The following is a 21,446-nucleotide window of genomic DNA, read 5'->3' as shown; positions in this document are numbered from 1 at the left end:
GTGGCCACCCGTCCCCGCGCACTGTCGACCCGGGCCGCCGTCGGATCCTTGCGAGCGAGCCGGATCGACCACTAGCCCTGCATGATTCGTGGTGGGCGATCACAGTTGCCGGCGTCCTCGCATCGGTGACAGTGACCGCGGTGCTCTGGATCTCGGCACACGTCACCGTCGACCCGGTGCTGCATCGAGCGGCGCTGTTCGTGCATCTGGCGTCCCTCGTGCTCGGGTTCGGGGGCGTCCTGATCGCCGACTATCTGGTGCTGGTGTGGGTGTCCGGTAGATCCACACTCGCCGAAGCAATCGCGGGAGCACACCGCCTGCACCTGCCGATCTGGCTGGGCCTGGCCGGACTGGTCGCCAGCGGCGCCCTGCTCGAACCGAATCTCGCCTCAACCCTGACCCGGATCAAACTCGCCTGCGTGGTGATCCTGACCCTCAACGGACTCCAGGCTCTGATCCTGAGCCAGCGTATCGCCCGCGCCGCCACCGGTTCACTCGCACCCACCCTGACCATCTGGGGCGCGGCCACCGCATCGATCTCCCAGATCTGCTGGTGGATAGCGGTGTGGATCGGCTTCTGGAACGCCGAACACTGAGACTCCTCGACGACGTCGAAGGTATCTCTGCGCCTCTCGATTCCCCTCCCCTCCCTTCTCCTCTCCTCCCTTCTCCGGTCACGACGCGATCGCGTGTGGCACCGGCATCTCGAAAGGATCTGTCATGCAACGACGCACACCACGAGGTATCGCCGCGGCCTGCGCGGTGCCGCTCGCCGCACTGCTGCTCGGCGTCACCGGATGTAGCCCCGCCGCCCCGGCGACCGACACCGGGTCGCTGCCCGGCAACCGTTACACCAGTACGACGCTTGTTGCGAGCAACGACTCGTACGGCGCACCCGCCACGTTCCCCGAGATGGTGAACGCCTGGGGTGTCGCAATCCGGCCCCAGGGCGACGGCGGACACTTCTGGGTCGGCGCCGGCGGGACTTCATTCGAGTTCGTCGGCGACGTGAACGCCTCCCCCGACCCGGCGCTGCGTCCACTGCACCAAGACGGTCTCCACGAAGTCACCGTCCCCGGCGCCGACGCGGACACCACCGACGCCGGCGGCGGGAAGATCACCGGCGTGGCGTTCAACCCCGCACCCCTGGCCTCCGACAGTTTCGTCGTCACCGGACAACCCGTCGACGTCGACGGACACCCCGAGATGCTCAGCGGGTCCTCCCGTTTCCTTTTCGCCACCGACTCCGGTCGCATCGCCGGCTGGACCGAGCAGGGCGTGGACGGGCGGATCGTCCGCCACGACGGCCCCGCGCTGCAAATGTTCGACGGCGGCCCGGCGGGGATGAGTTTCTTCGGCCTCGCGCTCGCCCCGAGCCGTGACGACACCTTGTGGGCGGCCGACTTCGGGGCCAACCCGCAGATCCGGCAGTTCGACAAGTCCTGGCGACTGGTTCCGACTCAGGGTTTCGTCAACCCGTTCGCGACCGGTGACCCGATCGATCCCGCCAACCCGGGGTCGGGCAAACAGGCACGGCCGGGTGATCCGGCACCATTCAACCTCGTCACCGCCGGCGACCGCGTCTTCGTCACCTACGCCGTCACCAAGGCCGCGGAGGACTCCGCCGATGGCACCGAGTTCGATGCGGGCGAAGAAGACTCGCTGGACGCCGAGCAAGAGGCCGCAGCCGGCGACCGCCCGGACCGCGGCAAGATCGCCGAGTTCGATGCGGCCGGCAACCTCGTGCGGGTGCTCGACGACGAAGGCCGCCTCAACGCACCGTGGGGCGTGGCCGTCGCCCCCGCGGACTTCGGCGCGCTCAGCGGCAGCATCCTGGTCGGCAACTTCGGCGGCGCCGGACGCATCGCCGCGTTCGACGACACCACCGGCGCATTCATCGACTACGTGCGGGACGAATCCGGTGCGGTTCTCGGCGTGGAAGGGCTGTGGGGACTGCTGTTCGGCAACGGCGAAAGCCTCGGCGACAGCAACTCGCTCTACTTCACCGCTGGCCCCGCCGACGAGAAGGACGGCGTCTTCGGCCGCCTCCGCGCCGCAAACTGACCAGGGGCGACACCATGACACGAGGTCTCGGACTTCGCATCGGGGCCGTCCACGCGGTCGCCGCGGCCGCAGCCGACGAGCATGCCGGGTCGGCGCTCACACGCCGGGCAACACTGATATTCGGACCGGACTCGACCGTGCGCCTGGGTGATCCACCGGACAACACCGCCGTACTCTCCGAGTTCGCGCACCGTATCGGCGATGTGCTCGTCGCGGGCGACGGATACCGCTATACCGGGCAGGATCTGGTCGCCACGGCGGCGCACTGTCTGATCGCCGAGACCGATGCCGCGGACGACACTCCCGTCGTGCTCGCCCACCCGGCGGTGTACTCCGCCCACGGCGTCCGCGAACTGCGGGCCGCGCTCGACCGGGCCGGACTGGCCCGAGTCGGGCTGGTCCCCGAACCCGTCGCCGCGCTCGCCTGGTTCGAAGCCGAACACGGGTCCCACGCCGACGGATTCACGCTCGTCTGCAATCTCGATGACGGCGGCCTGGATCTGACGATCGTGGCGGGCGGCACGGACAGCGGGCCCGATCCCATCATCGGGCGGCCGCTGCGTTCGACGAAATTCGATAGCCGCCGGGGCCAACCGGCCCGCGAAGAATCGACGTCGACGCTCGAACTCGTCGCCGGCGCCTTGGCCGCCGCGGGTCTTCACGCCTCCGATCTGGACCTCGTCCTGCTCACCGGTACCGAGATGCCCCCCGGGCTGAGGGAGCAACTCGAGCACCTGGGCGCACCGGTGATCGGCGCGCCACATCCGGGGAGTGCTGCGGCCCGGGGCGCCGCACTGCTCGCGGCCACCTCACGGCTCCCGCTCGTCCCACCGGGGCACGCGGTTCGACAACGCCGGGGCAGTCACCTGCATATCGCCGCGGCGATAGTGCTCGCCGCGGCCGCACTCACGGTGCCCTGGTACGCCACGAACGCCGGATCCACCCCGCGCACCGACGACACCGTAGCGGCAGGCCAACCCCCGTCCCAGCACGGATTCCGGCTGGTCGAACACGCTGCGCCGGCACGCGTTCCCTCGGCGAGCGCCGCAACCGTCCCCGCAGCACCGGCGACGGTTGCCCTCCAACCAAATCCGGTTGCGCCGATTACCCGCATGGTGGCAATCACCGCCCCGCCCATCCCACCCACCCAGACCACATCGGCCCACCCAGTCATCGACTTCCCCGCCGACCTCGACACCACCATCGAACCCTCGACACGGAAGCCGATGTCCCCCTCCCCGATCCCTGCGTCCGAACCCGAACCGACACCGGCACCGGCACCGACGACGGACCCCGACGAATCGACACCGCCCACCGAACCACCGACCACCGAACCACCGCCGACCACCCCGCCCAACGAGACCGAAACACCACCAGCACCGACAGAACCATCGACGCCGCCGGACCCGGACGCACAGGTTCACACCCACCCCTGACCTCGCCCAGGTCTCGTTCCAAACGGAAGGGCAGGACCCAGCAGCACTCGCCCAAGGCATCGAACTTGCGGGCCCTGTTCGTCAGCCCCGCCGCCCGCTGGCCATCAGACCCCTGCTGCCGCTCGCCACGGCGCAGGCGCAGATCGACGATCACCCGCTACTGGAAGCCGCTGCGGCGGCCGCCGACCACGGCGACGACGAGACTGCCGCCTGGCGGTGGGCGCTCGCGGAGTTTGGCTCAATCCCGATCGCCGGCGCCCGGGCCTTTCCGAAGTGTCGATAATCGACGTTATGTCGACGGCGTGCCGCGGCCCGTACGGAAAAGCTTCTGTCCCACTTCCGTTTCCTTACATAATAAAACTTACCTTTACTCGGCCATGGTGTTGCAGAATCGGGTCGAACGAGGGAATTCGCAAAATTTTGGCAGCATGTTCAACTCGAATGCCCGGGGCCGGAAATTTCCCTTCGCTCCCGCATTGGAAATAATGTTGAGGACTCAGGCAATAACCCTCGGCCATATATGCCGAGCCACACTCGCCGCCAACCGAGCAGGCGTGGACCGCGCCCACCGGATCGCGCTGAAACCGCAGGTAGACAAATCACGCAATGGCCGGCGATGAGCGCCGTCGACCGAGGGCACCGACGCCTCTGCCTGCTCAAACCAATTTCAATCGATTTGCATCCCCGAGATCGAGCACCATTCCCACGAGGGCGCGATAGTCCCCGAATATGCGGGCCCGCGACGTCCGAGGTTGTAACGAGCGCGCGCCGGCCATCGATGAACCGGTCATGTGAAACCAAGAAGGGGACACACATCGAGACCGCGCACTGCGCGGCGCCGGTAATTCGCGATCCCGGTGGGCACAATAGGCCGCTGGTACAGGTTCGATTCCGGCCCAGGTCGAGACCAGAATTTGACAGTCCCACGAAATTGCCTTTAGGTTTTATATGTCAACTCGCAAAGGTTTTGTGCATCCAATCACGAAGGTTTTGACCCGACCGAAATCAAGGAGTTGAACGATGAAGACCATGACCATGGCGAAGACCGCCGCAGCAGGACTGTTCTTCGGGGGATCGCTGCTCGTCGCCGGCGCCGCCCCGGCCACCGCCGCCCCGACCACCGTGCAGGACGGACTGGTCAACGTGGACGTCGGCAACATCACCATCGCGAAGGACGTGAACGTCGGCGTCGCGGCCCAAGTCGCCGCCAACGTCTGCGGTGTCACCGTCGGCCCGCTGGACGTCCTCGCCAGCGAGGTGGACAACACGAGCACCCCGTCGACCGTCTGCACCACGCCCCAGGGGCCGGTGACGATCCTCCAGAACTAACCACCGAACTCGACCCGCAGGTGGGCGACCTCCCGACGGTCGCCCACCTCGTCGGTCACCGCCTCGAGCATGTCCCATCCGGAGGCCGGAGGTGTTCCGGGCCGGGGATGACGAGCAACGTCGGGGCCGACATTCCCGGCGATGACCGGGCACACTCGGGCGGTGCCGGTGTCGGTCAGCGGTGCGAGCGCGTCGGCGGTTCTCCTCGCGGCCGAGAACCCGGTTCTCCCAGCGCTCGGACAGCTTTCCGACCGCCCGTTCGAATTCGTCCTGCGAGCCCACCCGCGACGATGCCGCCCGTTCATCCCCCACCGTCGGAGGCCTCATTGATGACCATCCTCATAGTTCTCACCCTCGTCGTCGCCCTGATCAGCGTCCTCGGCGCCTACCTCACCACCTCCGCGGGCGCCACGGTCGTCGACTACGCACGCCTCCCAGCGACACCGCAACCGACGCCCATCGCCCGCGTGCTCGTGAGCCTGGCCGCCGGACTGGTCCTTGGGCTGCTCGTAGCGGTGGGGTACGGGGTCCTCGACCGGCGGATCAGAGATCCCCGCACGCTGGCGATCGCGTCGGGCACCCGAGTGATGAGCACCGTGCCGGCGTCGACCATCGCGGTCAACTCCCAGACGCTGGCCGAGGACTACCGCGAGCTGTGCGTGCAGGTCCGCGAAACCGGGACGAAGGTGGTAGCCGTCGTCAGCGCCGATCCGCAGGATGGACGGACCACAGTGGCGGCCAACCTGGCGTTGGCGCTGTCCGAGGGTGAGCACACGGTCGTGCTCGTCGACGGTGACTTCCAGGCCCCAGCGCTGGCGGCGAAACTCCGCCTCGCGCCCACCCCGGACCTGACCACAGTGCTCCGTGACCCGGAGACGCTCTGGAGCTCCCTGCAGATATGGGTACTCGGAGTCGAGGTACTCGTCACCGATCCGGCAGCGCCAGAACTGCGCACACTATCGGCGTCCGACGGCCTCGACGATGTCGTGACCCAACTCCGCGACGCCCACGACTACATCGTCATCGACACCCCGCCGGTACTCCGGGGAAGCGCCGCGCTGCGCTTCGCCGCACTGAGCGACGGGGTGCTGCTGGTCGGTCGCAGTCGGCGTGGTCATCGAGACCATGTCGACGCCGCCGTTGCCGTCCGCGGGATAACCGCACGGCTGCTGGGCAGCGTCCTGACGGTGCGCACACACCGGAGCCGTCATGCCGGCCGCGCCTAACCCACCCACCCGGTCCCTCCGGCGCACCACCGTCGACGGTCACACCAATGATGGTCGCCGAGGTCACACCTCGAGGAGCGCAACGGTGACAAGGCACAGCAGCCGCCGGGCCCCCGCATCCTCACAATCGCGGCCGCGGTCGCCGCTGCGGTGGTCATAGCTGGGTGCGGAGTCGGGTCCGGACACTCCGACGACGCCGGTCGCACCTCGGAAACCACCGTGCCGATCCCGTCGGACGCCACCGGACCGGGGGCGGTGCTCCGCGCGGTCGAGATGCCCACCATCGACCGGCGAATCGCCAAACTGGCGGCACTGACCGCGCGGGTAACCTACCTCTCGACGAGCGGCGTCGACGGGTCCATTACCGAGGTCACGGGATCGGTGTTCGCTCCCCAAGGACACGCGCCGGACGGCGGATGGCCGGTGATCGCATTGGCGCACGGCACCACCGGGATCCAGCAGGAATGCGCCCCCTCGAAGGACAGCCAACTGCTGGGGTCGTCCTTGCTGGTCGGGGAGTTTCTCCGCCGAGGTTACGTCGTCGCCGTTCCCGACTACCAGGGATTGGGCGCACCTGGCTACCACCCATATCTCGACCCAACCACCGCGGGCTACAACGTCATCGACGCCGTTCGTGCCGCCCGGCAGATGATTCCCGACACATCCGATCGGTGGTTGGGGTTCGGGTACTCCCAGGGCGGCCAGGCCTCCTGGGCCGCAAACGAACTTGCCCGCGAGTACGGGCGGGGATTGAACCTGGTGGGGACCGTCGCGATGTCGCCCCTGGCGAACCTGCGCGCACTGGCCGACGCCGCGGCCACCGGCACCCTGACCAACGATCAGGTGTTGGTCCTGCAATGGGTGCTCGCCACGCTCGAGAAATCACACCCCGGTCTCGACCTCGACGAATATCGCCGCGGTGTGGTGGCTCAGAACTGGGATGTTCAGCTGTCCTGCTCCGGCCCCACCGCCGAGACACGAGCCCAGATCGCAGGCACCGTCACCGCCGACGACCTCAGACCCGCCACACCCGAAGCACTCGGACGGTTACGCGACCTCCTGGAGGCGATGTCATTGCCGAAAAGCGTTGCGACGGCACCATTGCTGATCGGCTACGGTGGCACGGATTCCTTCATGCGGCCAGAATGGACCGCCCGCGCGATCGCCGGAGCATGCGACCGCGGTGACACCGTCGCTGTGATCTTCGATCCTGCCAAGGGGCACGGCGAAATAGATATGGGCCCCGCCATTCCCTGGATCGAGGCACAGTTCGCCGGACAGCCGGCGCCGAACTCCTGTGAACAGCCGTGAGCCGGGGAGAATTTCTCGACATGTGCGGTCCACCGAGCGGTCGAGCCGGATCCGCCCGTCCTTTTCGTGTCGGTCAGTGAGCCAGGCGGTGACCGGAGGAATCAGTGTGGTGCCCGAACGGGTGCCGCCAATGCCGGCCGCCGGTGTCCGAGCTGTCGGCGTCCGCGGCGCCGTCCTGGGAACAGGGATCGGCGACATCCACCATCACACCAGGCGTGTCGACTTGGTCGAGGGCAAGGGAAGAGCATGACGGGTGGCGAGGTGGAAGCCGGCTCTCAATGCGTTTGCAATCACGTTCGAAGGCCGAATCACCCCGAGTAAGAACTAAACCGATGCGCCAGAGCTAGTGGTGTGTCTCGCAAATAATTCTTGATCGATTCGATAGAATCCGTACATGAGGAACCCGGTACCAGCTTTGGAGATTTCCGATGGGCAGCGCGTTGTACTCGAGTCGTTGGCGCGGTCGCAGTCGGGTGCACATCGGGAGGTGGTGCGGGCCAAGGCGTTGTTGATGGCGGCCGAGGGCATGGCTAACACTGCTATCGCGCAGGCGTTGTCGGTATCGCCGGGATCGGTGGCGAACTGGCGGGTGCGGTTCGCCGAGGACGGCATGGCGCGGTTGGGTGAGGTGCGCAAGGGTCGTGGTCGCAAGCCCTCGATCCCGCAGGAGAAGATCGAGGAGATCGTGGACCTGACGCAGAACTACCGCCCGAAAGGCGAGACTCATTGGAGTTGCCGGACGATGGCAGAGTATGTCGGGGTCTCCAAGGACACCGTCCAGCGCGTGTGGTCTGCTCGCGGACTCAAGCCGCACAGGGTCGAGACGTTCAAACTGTCGAATGATCCGCGATTCGAGGACAAGCTCGTCGACGTCGTCGGTCTGTATCTGAACCCGCCCGAGCGGGCGATCGTGTTGTGCGCGGACGAGAAGTCGTCGGTGCAAGCCCTCGACCGGACCCAGGCCTCGCTCCCGATGATCAAGGGCGCGGCGAGACGATGACCCACGACTACAAGCGTCACGGCACCACCACCTTGTTTGCCGCGCTCGACGTCCTTACCGGCAAGGTGATCGGCCAGTGCCTGCCGCGCCACCGTCACCAGGAGTTCTTGAGATTTCTGCGCACCATCGACCGCGAGGTGCCCAAGGACTTGGAGATCCATCTGATCCTGGACAACTACGCCACCCACAAGCACGAGAAGGTCCGGGCTTGGCTCGATAAGCATCCACGGTTCCACCTGCACTTCACTCCCACCTCCTCCTCGTGGCTTAATCTCGTCGAACGTTGGTTCCGAGAGCTGACTGATAAAGCTCTGCGGCGCGGGGTCTTTCACTCCGTACCGCACCTCATCGCCTCCATTGAGGAATACCTCGATGCCCACAATGAAAGCCCCCGACCGTACGAATGGACCGCGACCGCCGAATCCATCCTCGCCAAGGTTGCGCGCGGCCGCGTCGCACTGGAAAAGATCAGCTAAATCAGAGACACACCACTAGATCCACCGAAAACCTGACCCTCACGACCAGGCGACAGAAGAGGGGCCCTGCACCGGATCGGTGCAGGGCCCCTCTTCTGTGAATCGCGGGGGATTACTGCGGGAGCAGTCCCTTGTTCGCGTCGATGAGCTGCAGGATCTGGGGATCGATCGCGATGCCCTGAGCCTTGACGGCCTCGATCGCGTTGTCGACGACACCGGCGTACTGCGAGGTGCCGTTGGTGCTGGGGACGCCGCCCGTGAGGTCGGGGAGTGCCGGCGCCGCGGGGGCCTCGGGCACGGTTGCGGGGGCGGTGCGCTGGGTGGGTGCGCTGCTCAGGCCGAGGCTCGAGGAGCAGGACGGCCATGCGCCCCAGCCCTGGGAGTCGAGGACCTTCTCGGCGACGACGATCTGCTCTTCACGCGAGGCCTGGTTGGCGGTGGCCGCGTACTGGGTTCCACCGTGTGCGTTCCAGGTGCTCGGGGAGAACTGGAGTCCGCCCTGGAAGCCGTTTCCGGTGTTGATTCCCCAGTTTCCGCCGGACTCGCACTGCGCGAGGCGGTCCCAGTCGGAGTCGGGTGCCGCGTTCGCGGTGCCCGAGAAGGCTGCTCCGGCGACGCCCATGATGGCGCCGGTGACGGCGACCTTGGCGACGGTGCGGCCGGTGTTGGTGGGCTTGCGATGGCGTCCGCTCATAGTGGTCGAGATCCTCTCCACACGCGCCTGCGAGGTCAGCTGTCGGGTTCGGGCTGAGAGGTCGCCCGGCCTCGCCTCTCCTGGCTGGAGAGGGTCTGGCTTCACCCCAAGATCCGAGTGTGCGAAGCACATTCGGGCCGGTGTCCGTCTGAGAACTTGCGTTCCCTGGAGGACTTTGGGTCCCCCGTCCTCGTCCCTGGAATGCTTCGTCGGGACTCCGGTACCCGCGGGACGAGGTTTGGCGCGGCGGGCCGGATGTGGCCGATGTTTCCTCGGCCGGTGACGACGGTAACGGGCCGAGGCCGCAGTGTCACCATTTGATAACGCGGAGTGTCTTCGCCTGTTGCGGGGCCTCATTGGGCGCGCAGGGACTCTTCCCAGCTCGGGGCGACAAGACGTCCCCGTCGCCGAGCCGTTTCCCTTCCGTTATCGGACCGTGATGTGACGGAGCTCACATCACCGGTGCGTCGTCGATGTCCTCGCCCGGGCGCATGAGCGAGAGGGGATCATCTCGAGATTCGCGGCTGCGAGTGGGAGTCGCTGGCCGGAGCGCTGTGTCGCGACGAGGCCCTTGCCTCGATGGTTACCGACCTCGACACCAGAAGGGTGCGCCTCGGCCTTCTCCCCGAGGTCGGGCGGACGATGTCGCGTGGGCCTGTTACTCGTCCGGTGCCGGTGACTCGGTCGCCCCCTCGAGGCGCTGACCGGAGTCGAGGGGCGAATCGATGCATTCCGGGCCCGCTGGGGAGGATGACCGTCCATGAAGCCCGGCCGCGTAAACGCAGTAGTCTCCGTCGTCGATGTTGAGGCCGCCGTTGCCTGGTACACGACGTTTTTCGGCCGACCTGCCGACCGTCACCTGCCCGATCTCGCCGAATGGCAGCTCACCGGTAAGTCGGCCCTGCAACTGGCACTGGACCCGTACGGCGCCGGCAGCTCCATAGTGGCGTTCGAGGTAGACGGCATGGACGGTGTCCCCGCCGACCTCGAACACCGCGACATCATCCCGGGAAACGATCATCGACGGGACAGCGACGATCACCGACCCCGCAGGCAACCGGATCAGAATAGCGGCGCGTCACCCGTAGTCATAGTCTACGCAGTGGCGCCGAATCCGCTGCAAGAAAATCTGTTTGAGGCACCGACACGGAACACACCGCCGCTCCGACCAGGAGCACCGATGCCGCGACCACCGCCGGGCGAGCACGACTTCCGTCCCACCCTCGGCGAGGAACTGGCACGGATAGATCTGACCGTCCGCGCGAAGCGCCTCGAGGACCTGCCCACCGACCGAGTCGCTGCCGTAGCGGAGCAGATAGCGCATCGCCGAACGTACCGCCCGCCGGTACTTCGATCACGGCACCGTGCGCACACGACACCCGATGGGTCCGATCGCTGTCTGAGACCTCGAACGGTGGGTACGCGGGGCGTGAGAGGACCCCACTTATGTTGATCAGAGTCGACCCCGCACCAGCCGCGCTCCGCGCACTCCACACCGTGCACGAGCGCGGACAGCGCCCGGACAGGCCGCGCGTGCGGCCATGATTGTTCATCTACACCAGCTAGCGTCGCCGATCGTGACAACCTTGCGCGGCCCGGCGCTAGCCCTTCTGCGGTTCAACTACCATCTGGCCCGCATACCGTTGCAGTGGGCGGAATGGGTCGTGCTGTCCCGGCTCGACGAGCAGGCCTCGACACGTCTGGCGTACGAGCAACTCCTCATCGACTGCGACCGGCTGGCGGCACGGCTACTCGACGACGAGGAGGCGGCCCGGCGAGCCGACGACCTGGATCGGCACGCCCTGCTCGTCCGGACCGTGATCGCCGGGACTCTCACCGGACCCAACGCCGAGGGGTCCTGCTCCTCGACGAACAGCGGGAGCGCTTCCAACACCGGCAGCGCGAACGCAAGTTCCCGAACGCGCCGCTATGAACGAGTTGCGCTCATCGGGCTCCACCCGGCCAGGCGATCTCGGCGGATACCTCCTCGAGGCGACGTGTGGCTCTTTCCAACCGGCCCTCGAGTTCGAGGATTTCCACCACCAGCTCGTCCCGCTCGGCGAGCCAGTCGGCAACCGTGCGCTGATAGGATTTCATCTTCATCAGTTCACGATACGCCCAGGTCAACGGCCGATGCCCACCCCAAGTGCCCCGGTCCATCGCTGACCCTTCTTGGTGCGCTGCGTGAGCTCCAAGGCATGGCAGCAACAACGTCAGTACGTGAAGACCGAAGCCGATCGGGGACGACAACGAGCAACCTTGCCACCTCGTGTGGGCATGCCCTCGACCTCTGCGCGGACCACTGTTGGATGCGGGCCCCTGCGTGTGAGAGGTGATGGGCGGGTAAGCGTCGAGTCATGAGCACAATCACCGAAGCAGTCGACGTCGCTGTCCCGATCCGCGTGGCGTATGACCAATGGACCCACTTCGAGTCGTTTCCTCAGTTCATGGAGGGGGTGACGGAGGTTCGGCAGATCGATTCCACCACCACCCATTGGGTGTTGGACATTGCCGGGCAGAGAAGGGAATTCAACGCCACGATCACCGAGCAGCACCCCGACGAGCGGGTGGCGTGGAGGTCCGACGTCGGCCCCGACCACGCCGGGGTGGTCACCTTTCACCGGCTCGACGACACCCACACCCGGGTCACCGCGCAGATGGATATCGATCCGGACGGAATGGTGGAGAGCGTCGCCGACAAGCTTGGTGTCCTGACCCACCGGGTGAAGTCCGACATGGCGAAGTTCAAGGAGTTCATCGAAGCGCGCGGCACCGAAACCGGCGCCTGGCGCGGGAACGTCGACCGCCCCGACGACACACTTCCCGACCAGTCCTGACCGCGCGCACCGCCGTCCAGGATTATCGGTGGATGCCGTGCCGCGAAGATGTGGTGGTGGGAAACGACCATCCGCTGGACGCGCATACTGCGTCCGGTTCGGGGTACCCCACCCGAACGCTGCCCGCGGCTCGACGGCTGTCCGCAGGCGGCGAGACCCTCGACCGCTGACCCCATCGGCCGAGGGCCGTCACCGCGCGTGGACCGAGGACGAACAATCGAACCCACCTCTCTTCGGGCCGCGCGGCCCCGGCGCGAGAGCATCCTCACCCCTGGCTTTTCCCGCCAACCTGCTGCGCTGTGGCACTCCGGCGTCGATCGCAGGGACAGGAACCCGCGACCGTCAGCGGGCTTTGCTGGTGAGGATCTGTACCAGGTCGTCGAGGGCGATCAGGGCGGCGTCGCTGTCCCGGTCGATCAGCCACCGCAGCACCACCCCGTTCATGCAGGTGAGCGCGAGCCGGGCGACCTGCTCGACCGGGGTGATCCAGGTGACGTCGGCCCGGGTCTCGCACACAGGGTGAGGAACGCTACCGTTTCGGCGTCCATGGTGCGGTACTGCCGCTGCGCGATCGCCCCGGTCGCCACGTTTCCGACGCTACGCCGGCGCAGCGCGTGGGCGGTCAGCTCGTAGGTCAGCAGCTGGCCGTCGGGGGTGGCCTGGATGATCGGCCACAGACCGCGGATCCCGGCGCGCAGCAGATCCTCGAGACCCGGGATTCCGGTCAGCCCGCCGGGTTCGGTGTACTTCCCCAATGCCAGCCGCATCCCCTCGTTGACCTGCAGAATCTGGGTCTCACCGAGTTGGGTGAGGAGGGTGTCCTTGTCGTGGAAGTGATAGTGCACGATTCCCGGGGACACCCCGGCGGTTGCGGCGAGGGGGCGCAGGGTCAGGGCGTCGACACCCCTGCTCGGCCGCAATCGTCAACGCTGCCTCCAGAAGTTGGGCGCGGCGCTGATCGGCGGGCAACTTCGTCGCCATCGATCGAGCGTAAGTGCCCCGCGGCCGGGGCCGCGGGCTTTATCCCACGATGATCAACAGCCCGACCGCCGTAACCGCGATCACGGAGGCGGCGATGCAGACCGTCCACGCCCGGTTCGCAACCCGGTGCCAGTCCCGGTCCCGGCGCACCGCGCGGGCGGTGAGCACCGGCGACGCCGAGGAGTCCCCCGCCACCTCGGCGCGATCCGGTTCGCGCACGGTATCGCGGGGGCGCCGCGATACCGCATCGGCGGTCACCGCCGCGGCCAACGACACACCAATCACGGCCAACGTCACCATCAGGACCTCGACCATCCAGAACACAGACATATCGGCAACTCGAACTTCCTTCTCTCGCGGCAAACCCGGCGGTTCTGCCTCCGCGTCGTGTATCGCCGGTAGGGCTGACTGTGTTGCGCGATCGGCATTTTTGTTATTTTGAGCAGTCGTCCAATTCTCTTTTGACCACCTGTCCAATTGAAGGTGTACGCGGCGCGATTCTCCGGCAGACGCAGCAATGCCGGAGATATTGCCGGGGTGATATCCGCGGCGCTGCCGTGGATGACAACCGGTGTCGCGTCGTGAAATATTTCAAGGCGCTGCGCCGGTGTTTTCCCTGCGAATTCCCCGGCGACGTGCAGAGGAAAATAGGCGAAAGAGAGGTGCAACGACGGGCCCCGCCGCACCACCCTCTTGGCGCGGGCGGCGGACCAGTTCAATCGGCACGGGTATACCCATGCCGCGCTGCACGACATCACCGGAGTTCCGCACGCCACCAAGGGCGGCTTCTACTTCCATTTCCGATCCAACCGCGACCTCGCCCGACCACGGCTGTACCGATCGCGCGGCACGACAGGCGAGCGCACTCGAAGCGCTCATCAAACTGTCCTACGCGCTCGCCGACCACGGTCGGCGGCGACCCGATGATCTGCGCCGCGTCCCGCCTGGTCCTCGACCTCGGCGCCCACCCTTCTCTCACCTTTTGGCCGGGTGCACAACACGGGCACTCGCCCCAATGAGTGGGGTTCTGGTCAGGCCACGGGCACCGATCCGGTGAAGAAGAACGGCGCCGTACCGCCGAAGCAGAAGACGGTGGCATTGCCATTGGCGAACCCACTGAGCTTTCCGATCCCGGCGGGGAAGGCACCGGTCTTGATAGTGAAGGCCGAGTCGAATCCGAAACAGGTCCAACTCTCCCCCGGCGGGACGGTGACCGTAACCTCCCCCTTGGCACCGGTCGTCAGCGCCGGCACCGCTTTCGCGGTGGGTTGCCTCGTGAGCGTTGCTCGTGGTCCGCAGTCGGGGATTGTTGAATGAGGTGAGTAAGTCATGACGAGGAAGATGGCAGTGCGTGCGGCGTGGCGTCGGCCGTGATCGCCCCGGCGATGGTCTTCGCGGGCGGCGGTACAACGCGCTCTACAGGTGTCTGCGCATTTCCCCGAAATGCACCTACTCAAACCGAAATTACCCCATCGCTGCTCGTTCGGAGGTCCAGGCGAATTGGTCGAGTGTTCAAATAAAGCATTTTGGTCGACTGTTCAAAATAAACTTTCGAGAAATTGCCCAAAAGGTGAAACATTCGGCAGTACCCGCACCGATAGACCCAATAGGCGGGGGACGAAAAGGGAAACGACCACTTTCAACGGAAAGGTGACCCGCGATGGGTTCTGCAGGAATCGACTTCAGTTTGGCTTTCGACGCATTCCTCAAATTCCTGAGCGTCGCGCTCGGGATCGATCTGGGCGTCGGCTGACCACAACGTAGAACACCAAGAGTTTCGGGGCCTCGGATGATCACCGGGGCCCCGAAACATGCCCATGACCGAACCCCCACCCCCGGGGACCGTACGCCACGGGTCGGGTGAACGGCATCCGTGCGGGGTGTCAGGGTTGCGGGACCTCGACACTCGTGGGGAGCTGGTCGCGCATCTTGTCCACTTCCTGCTCGATCCGCTCCACCGCCGAATCGTTGTTCAGGACCGTGACCACGCCGGCGGCAAACGCAATCGAGACGACGATCGCCAACCCGCTCAGTACCAGACCAGCGATCGCCACACCCTTCCCAGTGATCCCCACCCGGCGGGCCGCCCGCAGACCGATCACTCCGAGGATCAACCCGATGATGCCCAGCACCAACCCGACCGGGGACAGGATCACGATCAGCACACACACGAACGCGGCAGTCCCGACGGCCAGTGCGAACGCCGCGGCCGCGCTGGTGCGCGCGGGCTTGGTCACCACCCGCTCCTCGACCCCAACCGGTCGGCCGTCCACGACACGGCGGTCGTCGACCCCGGGCTCGACCCGCCGCGGATCGTCCCCGCGTCCCGGGCTGGTCAATGGTCCACTCATCACTACCTCCACGTCATTCGCCGCAACCTCCGGCGGGTCATTCCTTACGATGTGCCACCACAAGGCATGCCCAGCTCGCTCATGTTCGAACCCGCACACCGCGGACACGCGGCCCTCGAGACCGCCGAACAGGGCAGTACGGGACTCCGACCGGGCGCCCCTCACTGTCGTGGATGTCGCTAGAGGTGGTGACGATCGCGTGCGTGCCACGCTCGGTGACCGCGGTGACAGTCAGGCCGGTGGTGAGCTCGACGCCGGCCACGATGTGCCGGTGATACCGCGCGCTCTGCGACCCGTGGACCACCGGGCCGGATCCAGCCCGGTGTCCAGGCTGCCAAGCAGCTGGCCGACCGCGGGTTCGACCACCACCGCGACGAACGTCGGCGGGGCGACCACGTCCGGGTGGCCGGCGGCGCGGGCGGCATCGACATCGATGTGGATGGCATTGGTCGTGGACACCGACTGCGCGAACTCGCGGACCTTTTCCCTGCCAACGAGATACGGACCCACAGGAGGGAAGACACGACCGGGCAGATCGGGTTCAACGGAATCGGGTGCACTCTACCGGCGTATGCGTCACGGGACGACCGATCGCGACCCCGGCAGGGGATTGGATTTCGGGTCCGTGGGGGGTACCGACCAGGTCTGGAAATAGTGTTGCGGTGCGAAACACAACAACGCCACAGTATTAAGAATGGGACACCCGACGGAATGGGACACCCGACGGCCTTGTCAGGGTAGGTAAGAATTAACACCATCGGTCGTCACGACGGTGGCATGCGAGAAGCGGGTACCTTGCCCGTTGGGTAGCGGGCGCGGTTGGTCGAGGTAGACCAGCGCCGGAATCGATCTGAACGTTCCTCGGGCGCAGTCCGGTTCGCACATGTTGATGTGTTCGGTACCGATCCCGATGGCGTGATCGGCGCTCCAGAGTCCCCAGGACATGTCCGTGAGCCGATTGTTGGCGTCCCCGCAGGTCAAGATCATGCGGCTGGGTTCGGTGACCAGTGGCCCGGTGCCGCACTGATCCATCAGGGCCGGCGGGACGCCGGGGGTGTCGGTGACGGCGGCCGCCGCCGGTACGGCGACGGCCGTGGCCGAGGCGCTGATTCCCACCGCGAGGATCGCGGCCGCGCGGGCGGCGCGGAGTCGGTGGTTCATTCGGGTGTCTCCTTCGCGTTTCCCACTGGGTGCCGGCTTTTCATCTGCACCGCAGTTGGTCGGCCGTGCACTATCATTCGGCTAGCGGCAGCACGGAATGGGGTGCAACACCAGTCGTGTCTGGGTGTCAGTGCTGCGGGACCTCCGCGTGGTCGGGAGTTTGTCGCGCATCTTGTCCACTTTCTGCTCGATCCGATCGACGGTCACCACCCGTTCCTCGACAGCGACGGGACTGCCATCGACGGCGGGGGCGACCCGGCGCGGGTCGTCCTCGGGTCCGTCACCGGTCAGTGGTCTCTGTTTATCGCTGCCTCCGTGTCCTCGGTCGTCGCAATTGGCTCGGGCAGGCATCGCGCTATTTTCTTGGTGCTCGATGCCTCTACCGAGGCATGCCCAGATCACGCGTGGTCCAACCCGGACGCGCTGCCCCGACCAGTTTTTGTTCTCGGTGGTGTGGGGTGCCGATTTCCCGTGCTGTCCCCGATAACAGGTTGTCGCGGCCGGAGGACTGGACAACCCACCATCCCCCTGCTCGGGTGCCGATTCTCGGGGGCATGTCGGCAAAGCCGCTCACACCGGCCCCGGTTCGGTTGTGAGGCACACTTATTGACACCGTGCGCACGAATCGCCGCTTACCATCGCATGTCATCGGAGTCGTCACCGCGACACAAGCACTCGGTCGCCTCCAGTGTCGACTCGCGCGTATCCCCTTCGACCTGTTCGACGACACCGTGATGCCGGTGCTTTTCGACAACAGGGCACCGGCCCGGCTGGCGTAGAACTGGGTGCTGATCGAGTGCGACAACGCCGCCGCGGTTCTGTTCGACGACGATTCCGCGCCATCCCATGCACACTGTTGCGGCAGCGCAGTGCCGCCGTGCGATACTGCCTCGCCCGCCGGCAACGGCGAAGCCTCCGCGACACGGACGCTGCCGCCCTGGAGCGGCACCGCGCTCTCTTCCGCGCGCGACACCAACAGCACACCAGAGCCACCGACTAGTGACCCTGTCGCGGGCGAGAAATCCGGTCACGGCCGTTTCATCGCCGGGTGACCGGCGGGACGGACACCGAACCAGGTTGGTGGCCTCCCCCGGCAGGTGAGCGGCTCCTGTGGCCACTACTGCGCCGGGGGTGCGGGTGCCTTGTGCATCATCACCGCGGCCACCGCCCGGGCCAGTTCCGGATCGGCCACCCCGCCGGTGCGGGCGATGAGTGTGGTGCGGGTGGTGGCCACCGGATCCTGATGCTGGCCGGTGATCAGGTTTTTGGTCGCAATGATATCGGTGCCGCCCATCTGCCGGAACGACTCCAGACAGATATCGCAGTCCAGCCGGTCCCCGACCCGCACCGGCCGATGCAGAACCAGCTGCTGATCGGTGTGCACCATCTGGCGCAGGTCGTAGCCGACCAGCACCCGCACGAACAGCTCCTCGATCGCAAGCGATCCGAGGATGCTCACGAACGTGACCGGTGCGATCAGCCCGTCGTATCCCAACTCGTGGGCGGCGTCTTCGCGGAAGTGGGCGGGATGCGAATCCTGCACGGCCCGGGCATATTCGCGGATCTTCTCCCGCCCGGCCTCGTAGCCGGTGACCCGGTGATGGCGGCCGATCAGCCCCGCCATCACCGCCGCGACCTCGGTTCCCCCCGTCACGGTCTCTCGCACCTCGGGTCGCGCTCCCCGGACTTCCGCAGCGACACCGAAAAGTTCTGCCTCGTGTTGCGTCGCGCAATACAACCTGGGCGTGTCGCCGAGAGGGGACTCCGCCCGCAACCCCCCACCCGGTCGCCGTAACAGGGACTTCGGCGCGTCCCCCGGCTCGGGGCTACCATGAGCCCTCCCCTTCGAGTGCCTTCGCGGCGATGATCTGGACCAGGTCGTCGAATGCGGTGCGGGCGGCGTCGCTGTCCCGGTCGACGAGCCAGCGCAGCACCGCCCCGTCGAGCACCGCCAGCGCGAAACGCGCCACCTGATCGACCGGGGTGCCCCAGGTGACACCGGCCCGGTGTGCACACAGATTCAGGAACGCGACCGCCTCGGTGTCCATGGTGCGGTACTGGCGGGCCGCGACCAACCCCGCCGAGTCGTTGCCGGCGCCGCGTTGCCGCAGGGCCTGCGCGGTGATCTCGTAGGTCAGCAACTGTTGATCGGGGGTGGCCTCGATGATCGGCCACAGGCCGCGGATTCCGGCGCACAGGAGTTCCCGCAGTCCCGGGACACCGCGCTTTTTCAGGGGTCCGACGAGTTGGCTGAACGCCATCCGCATCGCCTCACTGACCTCGAGGATCAGACTCTGCCCCATCTCGGTGAGCAACTCTTCCTTGTCCTCGAAGTGGTAGTGCACCACCCCGAGCGAGACCCCGGCCGCTTCGGCCACCCCGCGGATGGTCAGTGCGGCGACACCGTGTTGCGCGGTGATCTCCCGCGCCGCGTCGATGAGCTGTCCACGGCGCACATCAGCGGGAAGCCTCGGCATCCACGGATCGTATGCGCTCGCGCCCTACGAGGAGACGAACTGAGCATCGTGCGTCCCCGGTGTCGCGCTGCGGCTCGCCGAGATCGACTTCCTGAGCGACCGCACCCCACACTGCCGAGACACGGGCACGGGCCGCGGACCCGTCGATCGTGGTGAGGGCGAAGGATGCGGGCCGCCGCACAGACACCGCGCACATAGCTCGTACCAGGGGCACAGCCTGGTGGATCGGCTGGCGTCCCGGTTTCCCGTCACCGTTGACTATGCGAGCAATGTGAAGGGACGTGATCGAAATCGCGACGGCATCGGGTCACGCACCCGACGCGGTTTGGGGTCTTCCTGCGCACACCGGGCTGGCAGTTTCGATCCGCCCCCGGGAGACCTCGATCTGCAGTGCGACGCCGAGAACGCGAGCGGTCTCGGCGACGGCGATTGCGCAGGCACGATCTCGCGGTTCCGAAATTGGGGTCCCCGGTTCGGGAATCGGGGAAGGAGAACCCCTCCGCGACACCGATCGGGTTGCCACTGCCCAATACTCCCTCGTCAATGGCAGAGCGGGTTTCCGACCTCTCAGCAAAAAGGGCGAGACGCCCCCACCTCTGGCCAGGAAGCGTCCAGCGTTTCCGAGGCCACGCCTACCTCGCCGTACCACCACTGACCTGCGGTGACCCAGACGACCCCGGATTCATCCGATGGGAAGGCAAATCGAGCCCAGATTCAGTCCCGTCGCGACGGTGACGGTCAGCGCTCCGGACGTGGAGGCTCTGAAATCGTCCGCACCAACCCTTGCTCCGCTAAAAGTTGCCACCACCACATGCGCACCCGTCGTACTGAAGGTGTGCTGGACACTGGCGGTTCCGTTCGTCACCGCCGCAGCGGTGCCGAGCGTGACATTGCCCTCCTTGAAAAGGACCGTCCCACCGGTGAAAGCGGGTGACACCTGTGCGCTCAAGGTGACTGGACACGTTGTCGCAGCCATACCCTGGATCGAGACCGTCGTGGTGGTGTCGATGGTCGCAGCGGCGGCCGGTGGAGCCACCAGGATCATTGCCGCGGCGGTGACTCCCAGGGTCGACATTCCGGCCCTCAGCCGACGCGCAGGCCTCCGTCGACGAGGTGCACCAAGGTTTGCAGACTCCCGACCTGACAGATGGGACGCCACTGATGTAATCATGACCGCACTCCTTCGATTCGCGCTGTGGGGAACGCGAAGCGGACGACCACGCATAAAATGTTTCGCGGCCGCCCGGGCCGCTGAATTTGACGCTACCCGGGGCAGGAGCCACCGACAATGCCGAACCGACCGTTCGGCACAAAGTGGTCAGCCCCGGAACTTCGTTCCCGGCGATCGGGGCATATCACCAACTCGCCCCCCACCTCTGGACCCGCAAGGTCCAGGGTGCAGGTCGCCGCGCCTACGGTCCGGCACCGTGCCGGTCAGCGGAAGATCGTCCACACCGCGGCGGCGGCAAGCGCTACCACGACCACAACCATCACCACGGTGACGAGCAGTTCGTGATCGGCGAGAAGTTGCTGCATGACAAGAAGTCTCCCAGCCCCTCCCGTCAGAACAAGCTCGTGAGCTCGAACACCGACACGGGCACTGACCGCATGGGCGAACCGGCACCGACCGGGCGCCCCAAACAACGACAACGACAGAATACGAAGCCGAACCGGCGCCTCACCATCCCCGTCACCGCCCCGAAAAGGTTAACCACAGCACGCCAGACCCCGATGGCGTGGCGCGCCGCCGGACCGTTTTGGGTGGCAGTCCTAACCCCGAAGCACGAGGAAAAGATCAGTTATAGCGACCGACTTCACCGCCCGCCGGAAAGACACCCAGGCCTCGGTCGTGAACGTCGAAGGCAGAGACATCGCCGAGTCCTTCGACTGCCCGGCGCCGACCTGTCCGGTGAGGAACTTGCCGTCCGTGTCATCCCCAAGCAGATCGACGAATTTCCCTCACCAGTCGCTTCCTGGTCCGCCACCGCCACCGCAGCCGCTTCGCCGACGCCGAGCAACAAATGTGCCGCGACTGGGCCTGAACACGTCGGACCGACCAAGGACTCGGTCGTTGGTCCGCATCGCACACCCTCGATCGCGCCG

General features: G+C 66.4%; 20 protein-coding genes, 4 pseudogenes and 1 riboswitch. Of the genes and pseudogenes, 11 read left to right on the top strand and 13 right to left on the bottom strand.

What is annotated here, in order from left to right; genetic code table 11:
- The first annotated feature begins 140 nt into the window (after positions 1-140).
- The 7 genes and pseudogenes from RHA1_RS52220 to RHA1_RS34295 all read left to right on the top strand — a co-directional run bounded on the left by RHA1_RS52220 (position 141) and on the right by RHA1_RS34295 (position 8,842).
- Positions 141-596: a hypothetical protein gene (locus RHA1_RS52220; protein WP_237723785.1), complete on the top strand. Its 456-nt coding sequence runs from the start codon at positions 141-143 to the stop codon at positions 594-596.
- Positions 597-720: 124 nt separating this feature from the next.
- Positions 721-2,064, top strand: coding sequence for a TIGR03118 family protein (locus RHA1_RS34320; protein WP_011598758.1), 1,344 nt, complete (start codon positions 721-723; stop codon positions 2,062-2,064).
- Between the two features lie 14 nt (positions 2,065-2,078).
- On the top strand, positions 2,079-3,500 hold the full coding sequence (locus RHA1_RS34315) for an Hsp70 family protein (RefSeq protein ID WP_011598757.1): 1,422 nt from the start codon (positions 2,079-2,081) through the stop codon (positions 3,498-3,500).
- Between the two features lie 1,020 nt (positions 3,501-4,520).
- Positions 4,521-4,829: a hypothetical protein gene (locus RHA1_RS34310; RefSeq protein ID WP_011598755.1), complete on the top strand. Its 309-nt coding sequence runs from the start codon at positions 4,521-4,523 to the stop codon at positions 4,827-4,829.
- A 329-nt stretch (positions 4,830-5,158) separates the two neighbouring features.
- The gene (locus tag RHA1_RS34305; RefSeq protein ID WP_011598754.1) at positions 5,159-6,055 is read left to right on the top strand and encodes a CpsD/CapB family tyrosine-protein kinase; all 897 of its coding nucleotides are present in this window, start codon (positions 5,159-5,161) and stop codon (positions 6,053-6,055) included.
- 219 nt (positions 6,056-6,274) lie between these two features.
- Positions 6,275-7,366 carry a lipase family protein gene (locus tag RHA1_RS34300; protein ID WP_148228427.1) on the top strand — a complete coding sequence of 364 codons (1,092 nt, stop codon included), beginning with the start codon at positions 6,275-6,277 and terminating at the stop codon, positions 7,364-7,366.
- A 394-nt stretch (positions 7,367-7,760) separates the two neighbouring features.
- Positions 7,761-8,842, top strand: a pseudogene (locus RHA1_RS34295) (IS630 family transposase).
- 112 nt (positions 8,843-8,954) lie between these two features.
- Here the strand turns inward: RHA1_RS34295 and RHA1_RS34290 are convergent.
- Positions 8,955-9,536, bottom strand: coding sequence for a transglycosylase family protein (locus tag RHA1_RS34290; protein ID WP_011598749.1), 582 nt, complete (start codon positions 9,534-9,536; stop codon positions 8,955-8,957).
- An 8-nt stretch (positions 9,537-9,544) separates the two neighbouring features.
- Positions 9,545-9,758, bottom strand: a riboswitch (cyclic di-AMP (ydaO/yuaA leader).
- Positions 9,759-10,194: 436 nt separating this feature from the next.
- Positions 10,195-10,593: a hypothetical protein gene (locus RHA1_RS49635; protein ID WP_148228426.1), complete on the bottom strand. Its 399-nt coding sequence runs from the start codon at positions 10,591-10,593 to the stop codon at positions 10,195-10,197.
- Between the two features lie 484 nt (positions 10,594-11,077).
- Here RHA1_RS49635 and RHA1_RS52215 point away from each other — a divergent pair.
- A pseudogene (locus RHA1_RS52215) lies at positions 11,078-11,469 on the top strand (hypothetical protein).
- Positions 11,470-11,480: 11 nt separating this feature from the next.
- Here the strand turns inward: RHA1_RS52215 and RHA1_RS50735 are convergent.
- Positions 11,481-11,639: a hypothetical protein gene (locus RHA1_RS50735; RefSeq protein WP_157180056.1), complete on the bottom strand. Its 159-nt coding sequence runs from the start codon at positions 11,637-11,639 to the stop codon at positions 11,481-11,483.
- A gap of 254 nt (positions 11,640-11,893) precedes the next feature.
- Here RHA1_RS50735 and RHA1_RS34275 point away from each other — a divergent pair, with 254 nt between their 5' ends.
- Both RHA1_RS34275 and RHA1_RS50730 read left to right on the top strand, forming a co-directional pair.
- Positions 11,894-12,373, top strand: coding sequence for an SRPBCC family protein (locus tag RHA1_RS34275; RefSeq protein ID WP_011598746.1), 480 nt, complete (start codon positions 11,894-11,896; stop codon positions 12,371-12,373).
- Positions 12,374-12,405: 32 nt separating this feature from the next.
- The gene (locus RHA1_RS50730; protein WP_157180055.1) at positions 12,406-12,543 is read left to right on the top strand and encodes a hypothetical protein; all 138 of its coding nucleotides are present in this window, start codon (positions 12,406-12,408) and stop codon (positions 12,541-12,543) included.
- 172 nt (positions 12,544-12,715) lie between these two features.
- Here the strand turns inward: RHA1_RS50730 and RHA1_RS34270 are convergent.
- The 10 genes and pseudogenes from RHA1_RS34270 to RHA1_RS34215 all read right to left on the bottom strand — a co-directional run bounded on the left by RHA1_RS34270 (position 12,716) and on the right by RHA1_RS34215 (position 20,388).
- Positions 12,716-13,354: pseudogene (locus RHA1_RS34270) on the bottom strand (TetR/AcrR family transcriptional regulator).
- A gap of 39 nt (positions 13,355-13,393) precedes the next feature.
- Positions 13,394-13,684: a hypothetical protein gene (locus RHA1_RS34265; protein WP_011598743.1), complete on the bottom strand. Its 291-nt coding sequence runs from the start codon at positions 13,682-13,684 to the stop codon at positions 13,394-13,396.
- 701 nt (positions 13,685-14,385) lie between these two features.
- Positions 14,386-14,685, bottom strand: coding sequence for a hypothetical protein (locus RHA1_RS34260; protein ID WP_011598741.1), 300 nt, complete (start codon positions 14,683-14,685; stop codon positions 14,386-14,388).
- A 552-nt stretch (positions 14,686-15,237) separates the two neighbouring features.
- The gene (locus tag RHA1_RS34255) at positions 15,238-15,705 is read right to left on the bottom strand and encodes a DUF4190 domain-containing protein (protein WP_011598739.1); all 468 of its coding nucleotides are present in this window, start codon (positions 15,703-15,705) and stop codon (positions 15,238-15,240) included.
- A 79-nt stretch (positions 15,706-15,784) separates the two neighbouring features.
- Positions 15,785-15,967, bottom strand: coding sequence for a hypothetical protein (locus RHA1_RS52975; protein ID WP_272942768.1), 183 nt, complete (start codon positions 15,965-15,967; stop codon positions 15,785-15,787).
- Positions 15,937-16,215, bottom strand: a complete 279-nt coding sequence (locus RHA1_RS52210) for an FAS1-like dehydratase domain-containing protein (RefSeq protein ID WP_011598738.1) — start codon at positions 16,213-16,215, stop codon at positions 15,937-15,939. The genes RHA1_RS52975 and RHA1_RS52210 overlap by 31 nt, the downstream gene beginning before the upstream one ends.
- A 222-nt stretch (positions 16,216-16,437) precedes the next feature.
- The gene (locus RHA1_RS34245) at positions 16,438-16,866 is read right to left on the bottom strand and encodes a hypothetical protein (RefSeq protein ID WP_011598737.1); all 429 of its coding nucleotides are present in this window, start codon (positions 16,864-16,866) and stop codon (positions 16,438-16,440) included.
- Between the two features lie 1,117 nt (positions 16,867-17,983).
- A complete protein-coding gene (gene hadA / locus RHA1_RS34230) occupies positions 17,984-18,490 on the bottom strand; it encodes a (3R)-hydroxyacyl-ACP dehydratase subunit HadA (protein WP_050787542.1) in 507 nt (168 codons plus the stop codon).
- A 202-nt stretch (positions 18,491-18,692) separates the two neighbouring features.
- Positions 18,693-19,343 (bottom strand): TetR/AcrR family transcriptional regulator, encoded by a 651-nt coding sequence (locus RHA1_RS34225; protein ID WP_037195660.1) that lies wholly within the window; start codon positions 19,341-19,343, stop codon positions 18,693-18,695.
- A 682-nt stretch (positions 19,344-20,025) separates the two neighbouring features.
- Positions 20,026-20,388 (bottom strand): Ig-like domain-containing protein, encoded by a 363-nt coding sequence (locus RHA1_RS34215; protein WP_237726987.1) that lies wholly within the window; start codon positions 20,386-20,388, stop codon positions 20,026-20,028.
- Between the two features lie 563 nt (positions 20,389-20,951).
- Between RHA1_RS34215 and RHA1_RS53695 the strand changes: the two are divergent.
- Positions 20,952-21,263: pseudogene (locus tag RHA1_RS53695) on the top strand (hypothetical protein); the annotation flags it as partial.
- Between the last annotated feature and the right edge of the window lie 183 nt (positions 21,264-21,446).

Origin of the sequence: Rhodococcus jostii RHA1 (assembly GCF_000014565.1) — a bacterium.
GTDB lineage: Bacteria > Actinomycetota > Actinomycetes > Mycobacteriales > Mycobacteriaceae > Rhodococcus_F > Rhodococcus_F jostii_A.
The sequence above is the reverse complement of the archived record's forward strand: the minus strand, read 5'-3'. Positions and strand labels throughout refer to the sequence as shown.

Coding starts and splice junctions, on each gene's coding strand:
- RHA1_RS34320 (WP_011598758.1), top strand. CDS start 721: ATGCAACGACGCACACCACGAGGTATCGCCGCGGCCTGCGCGGTGCCG.
- RHA1_RS34315 (WP_011598757.1), top strand. CDS start 2,079: ATGACACGAGGTCTCGGACTTCGCATCGGGGCCGTCCACGCGGTCGCC.
- RHA1_RS34310 (WP_011598755.1), top strand. CDS start 4,521: ATGAAGACCATGACCATGGCGAAGACCGCCGCAGCAGGACTGTTCTTC.
- RHA1_RS34305 (WP_011598754.1), top strand. CDS start 5,159: ATGACCATCCTCATAGTTCTCACCCTCGTCGTCGCCCTGATCAGCGTC.
- RHA1_RS34290 (WP_011598749.1), bottom strand. CDS start 9,536: ATGAGCGGACGCCATCGCAAGCCCACCAACACCGGCCGCACCGTCGCC.
- RHA1_RS50735 (WP_157180056.1), bottom strand. CDS start 11,639: ATGAAGATGAAATCCTATCAGCGCACGGTTGCCGACTGGCTCGCCGAG.
- RHA1_RS34275 (WP_011598746.1), top strand. CDS start 11,894: ATGAGCACAATCACCGAAGCAGTCGACGTCGCTGTCCCGATCCGCGTG.
- RHA1_RS50730 (WP_157180055.1), top strand. CDS start 12,406: ATGCCGTGCCGCGAAGATGTGGTGGTGGGAAACGACCATCCGCTGGAC.
- RHA1_RS34265 (WP_011598743.1), bottom strand. CDS start 13,684: ATGTCTGTGTTCTGGATGGTCGAGGTCCTGATGGTGACGTTGGCCGTG.
- RHA1_RS34260 (WP_011598741.1), bottom strand. CDS start 14,685: ATGACTTACTCACCTCATTCAACAATCCCCGACTGCGGACCACGAGCA.
- RHA1_RS34255 (WP_011598739.1), bottom strand. CDS start 15,705: ATGAGTGGACCATTGACCAGCCCGGGACGCGGGGACGATCCGCGGCGG.
- RHA1_RS34245 (WP_011598737.1), bottom strand. CDS start 16,866: ATGAACCACCGACTCCGCGCCGCCCGCGCGGCCGCGATCCTCGCGGTG.
- hadA (WP_050787542.1), bottom strand. CDS start 18,490: ATGGCGGGGCTGATCGGCCGCCATCACCGGGTCACCGGCTACGAGGCC.
- RHA1_RS34225 (WP_037195660.1), bottom strand. CDS start 19,343: ATGCCGAGGCTTCCCGCTGATGTGCGCCGTGGACAGCTCATCGACGCG.
- RHA1_RS34215 (WP_237726987.1), bottom strand. CDS start 20,388: ATGATCCTGGTGGCTCCACCGGCCGCCGCTGCGACCATCGACACCACC.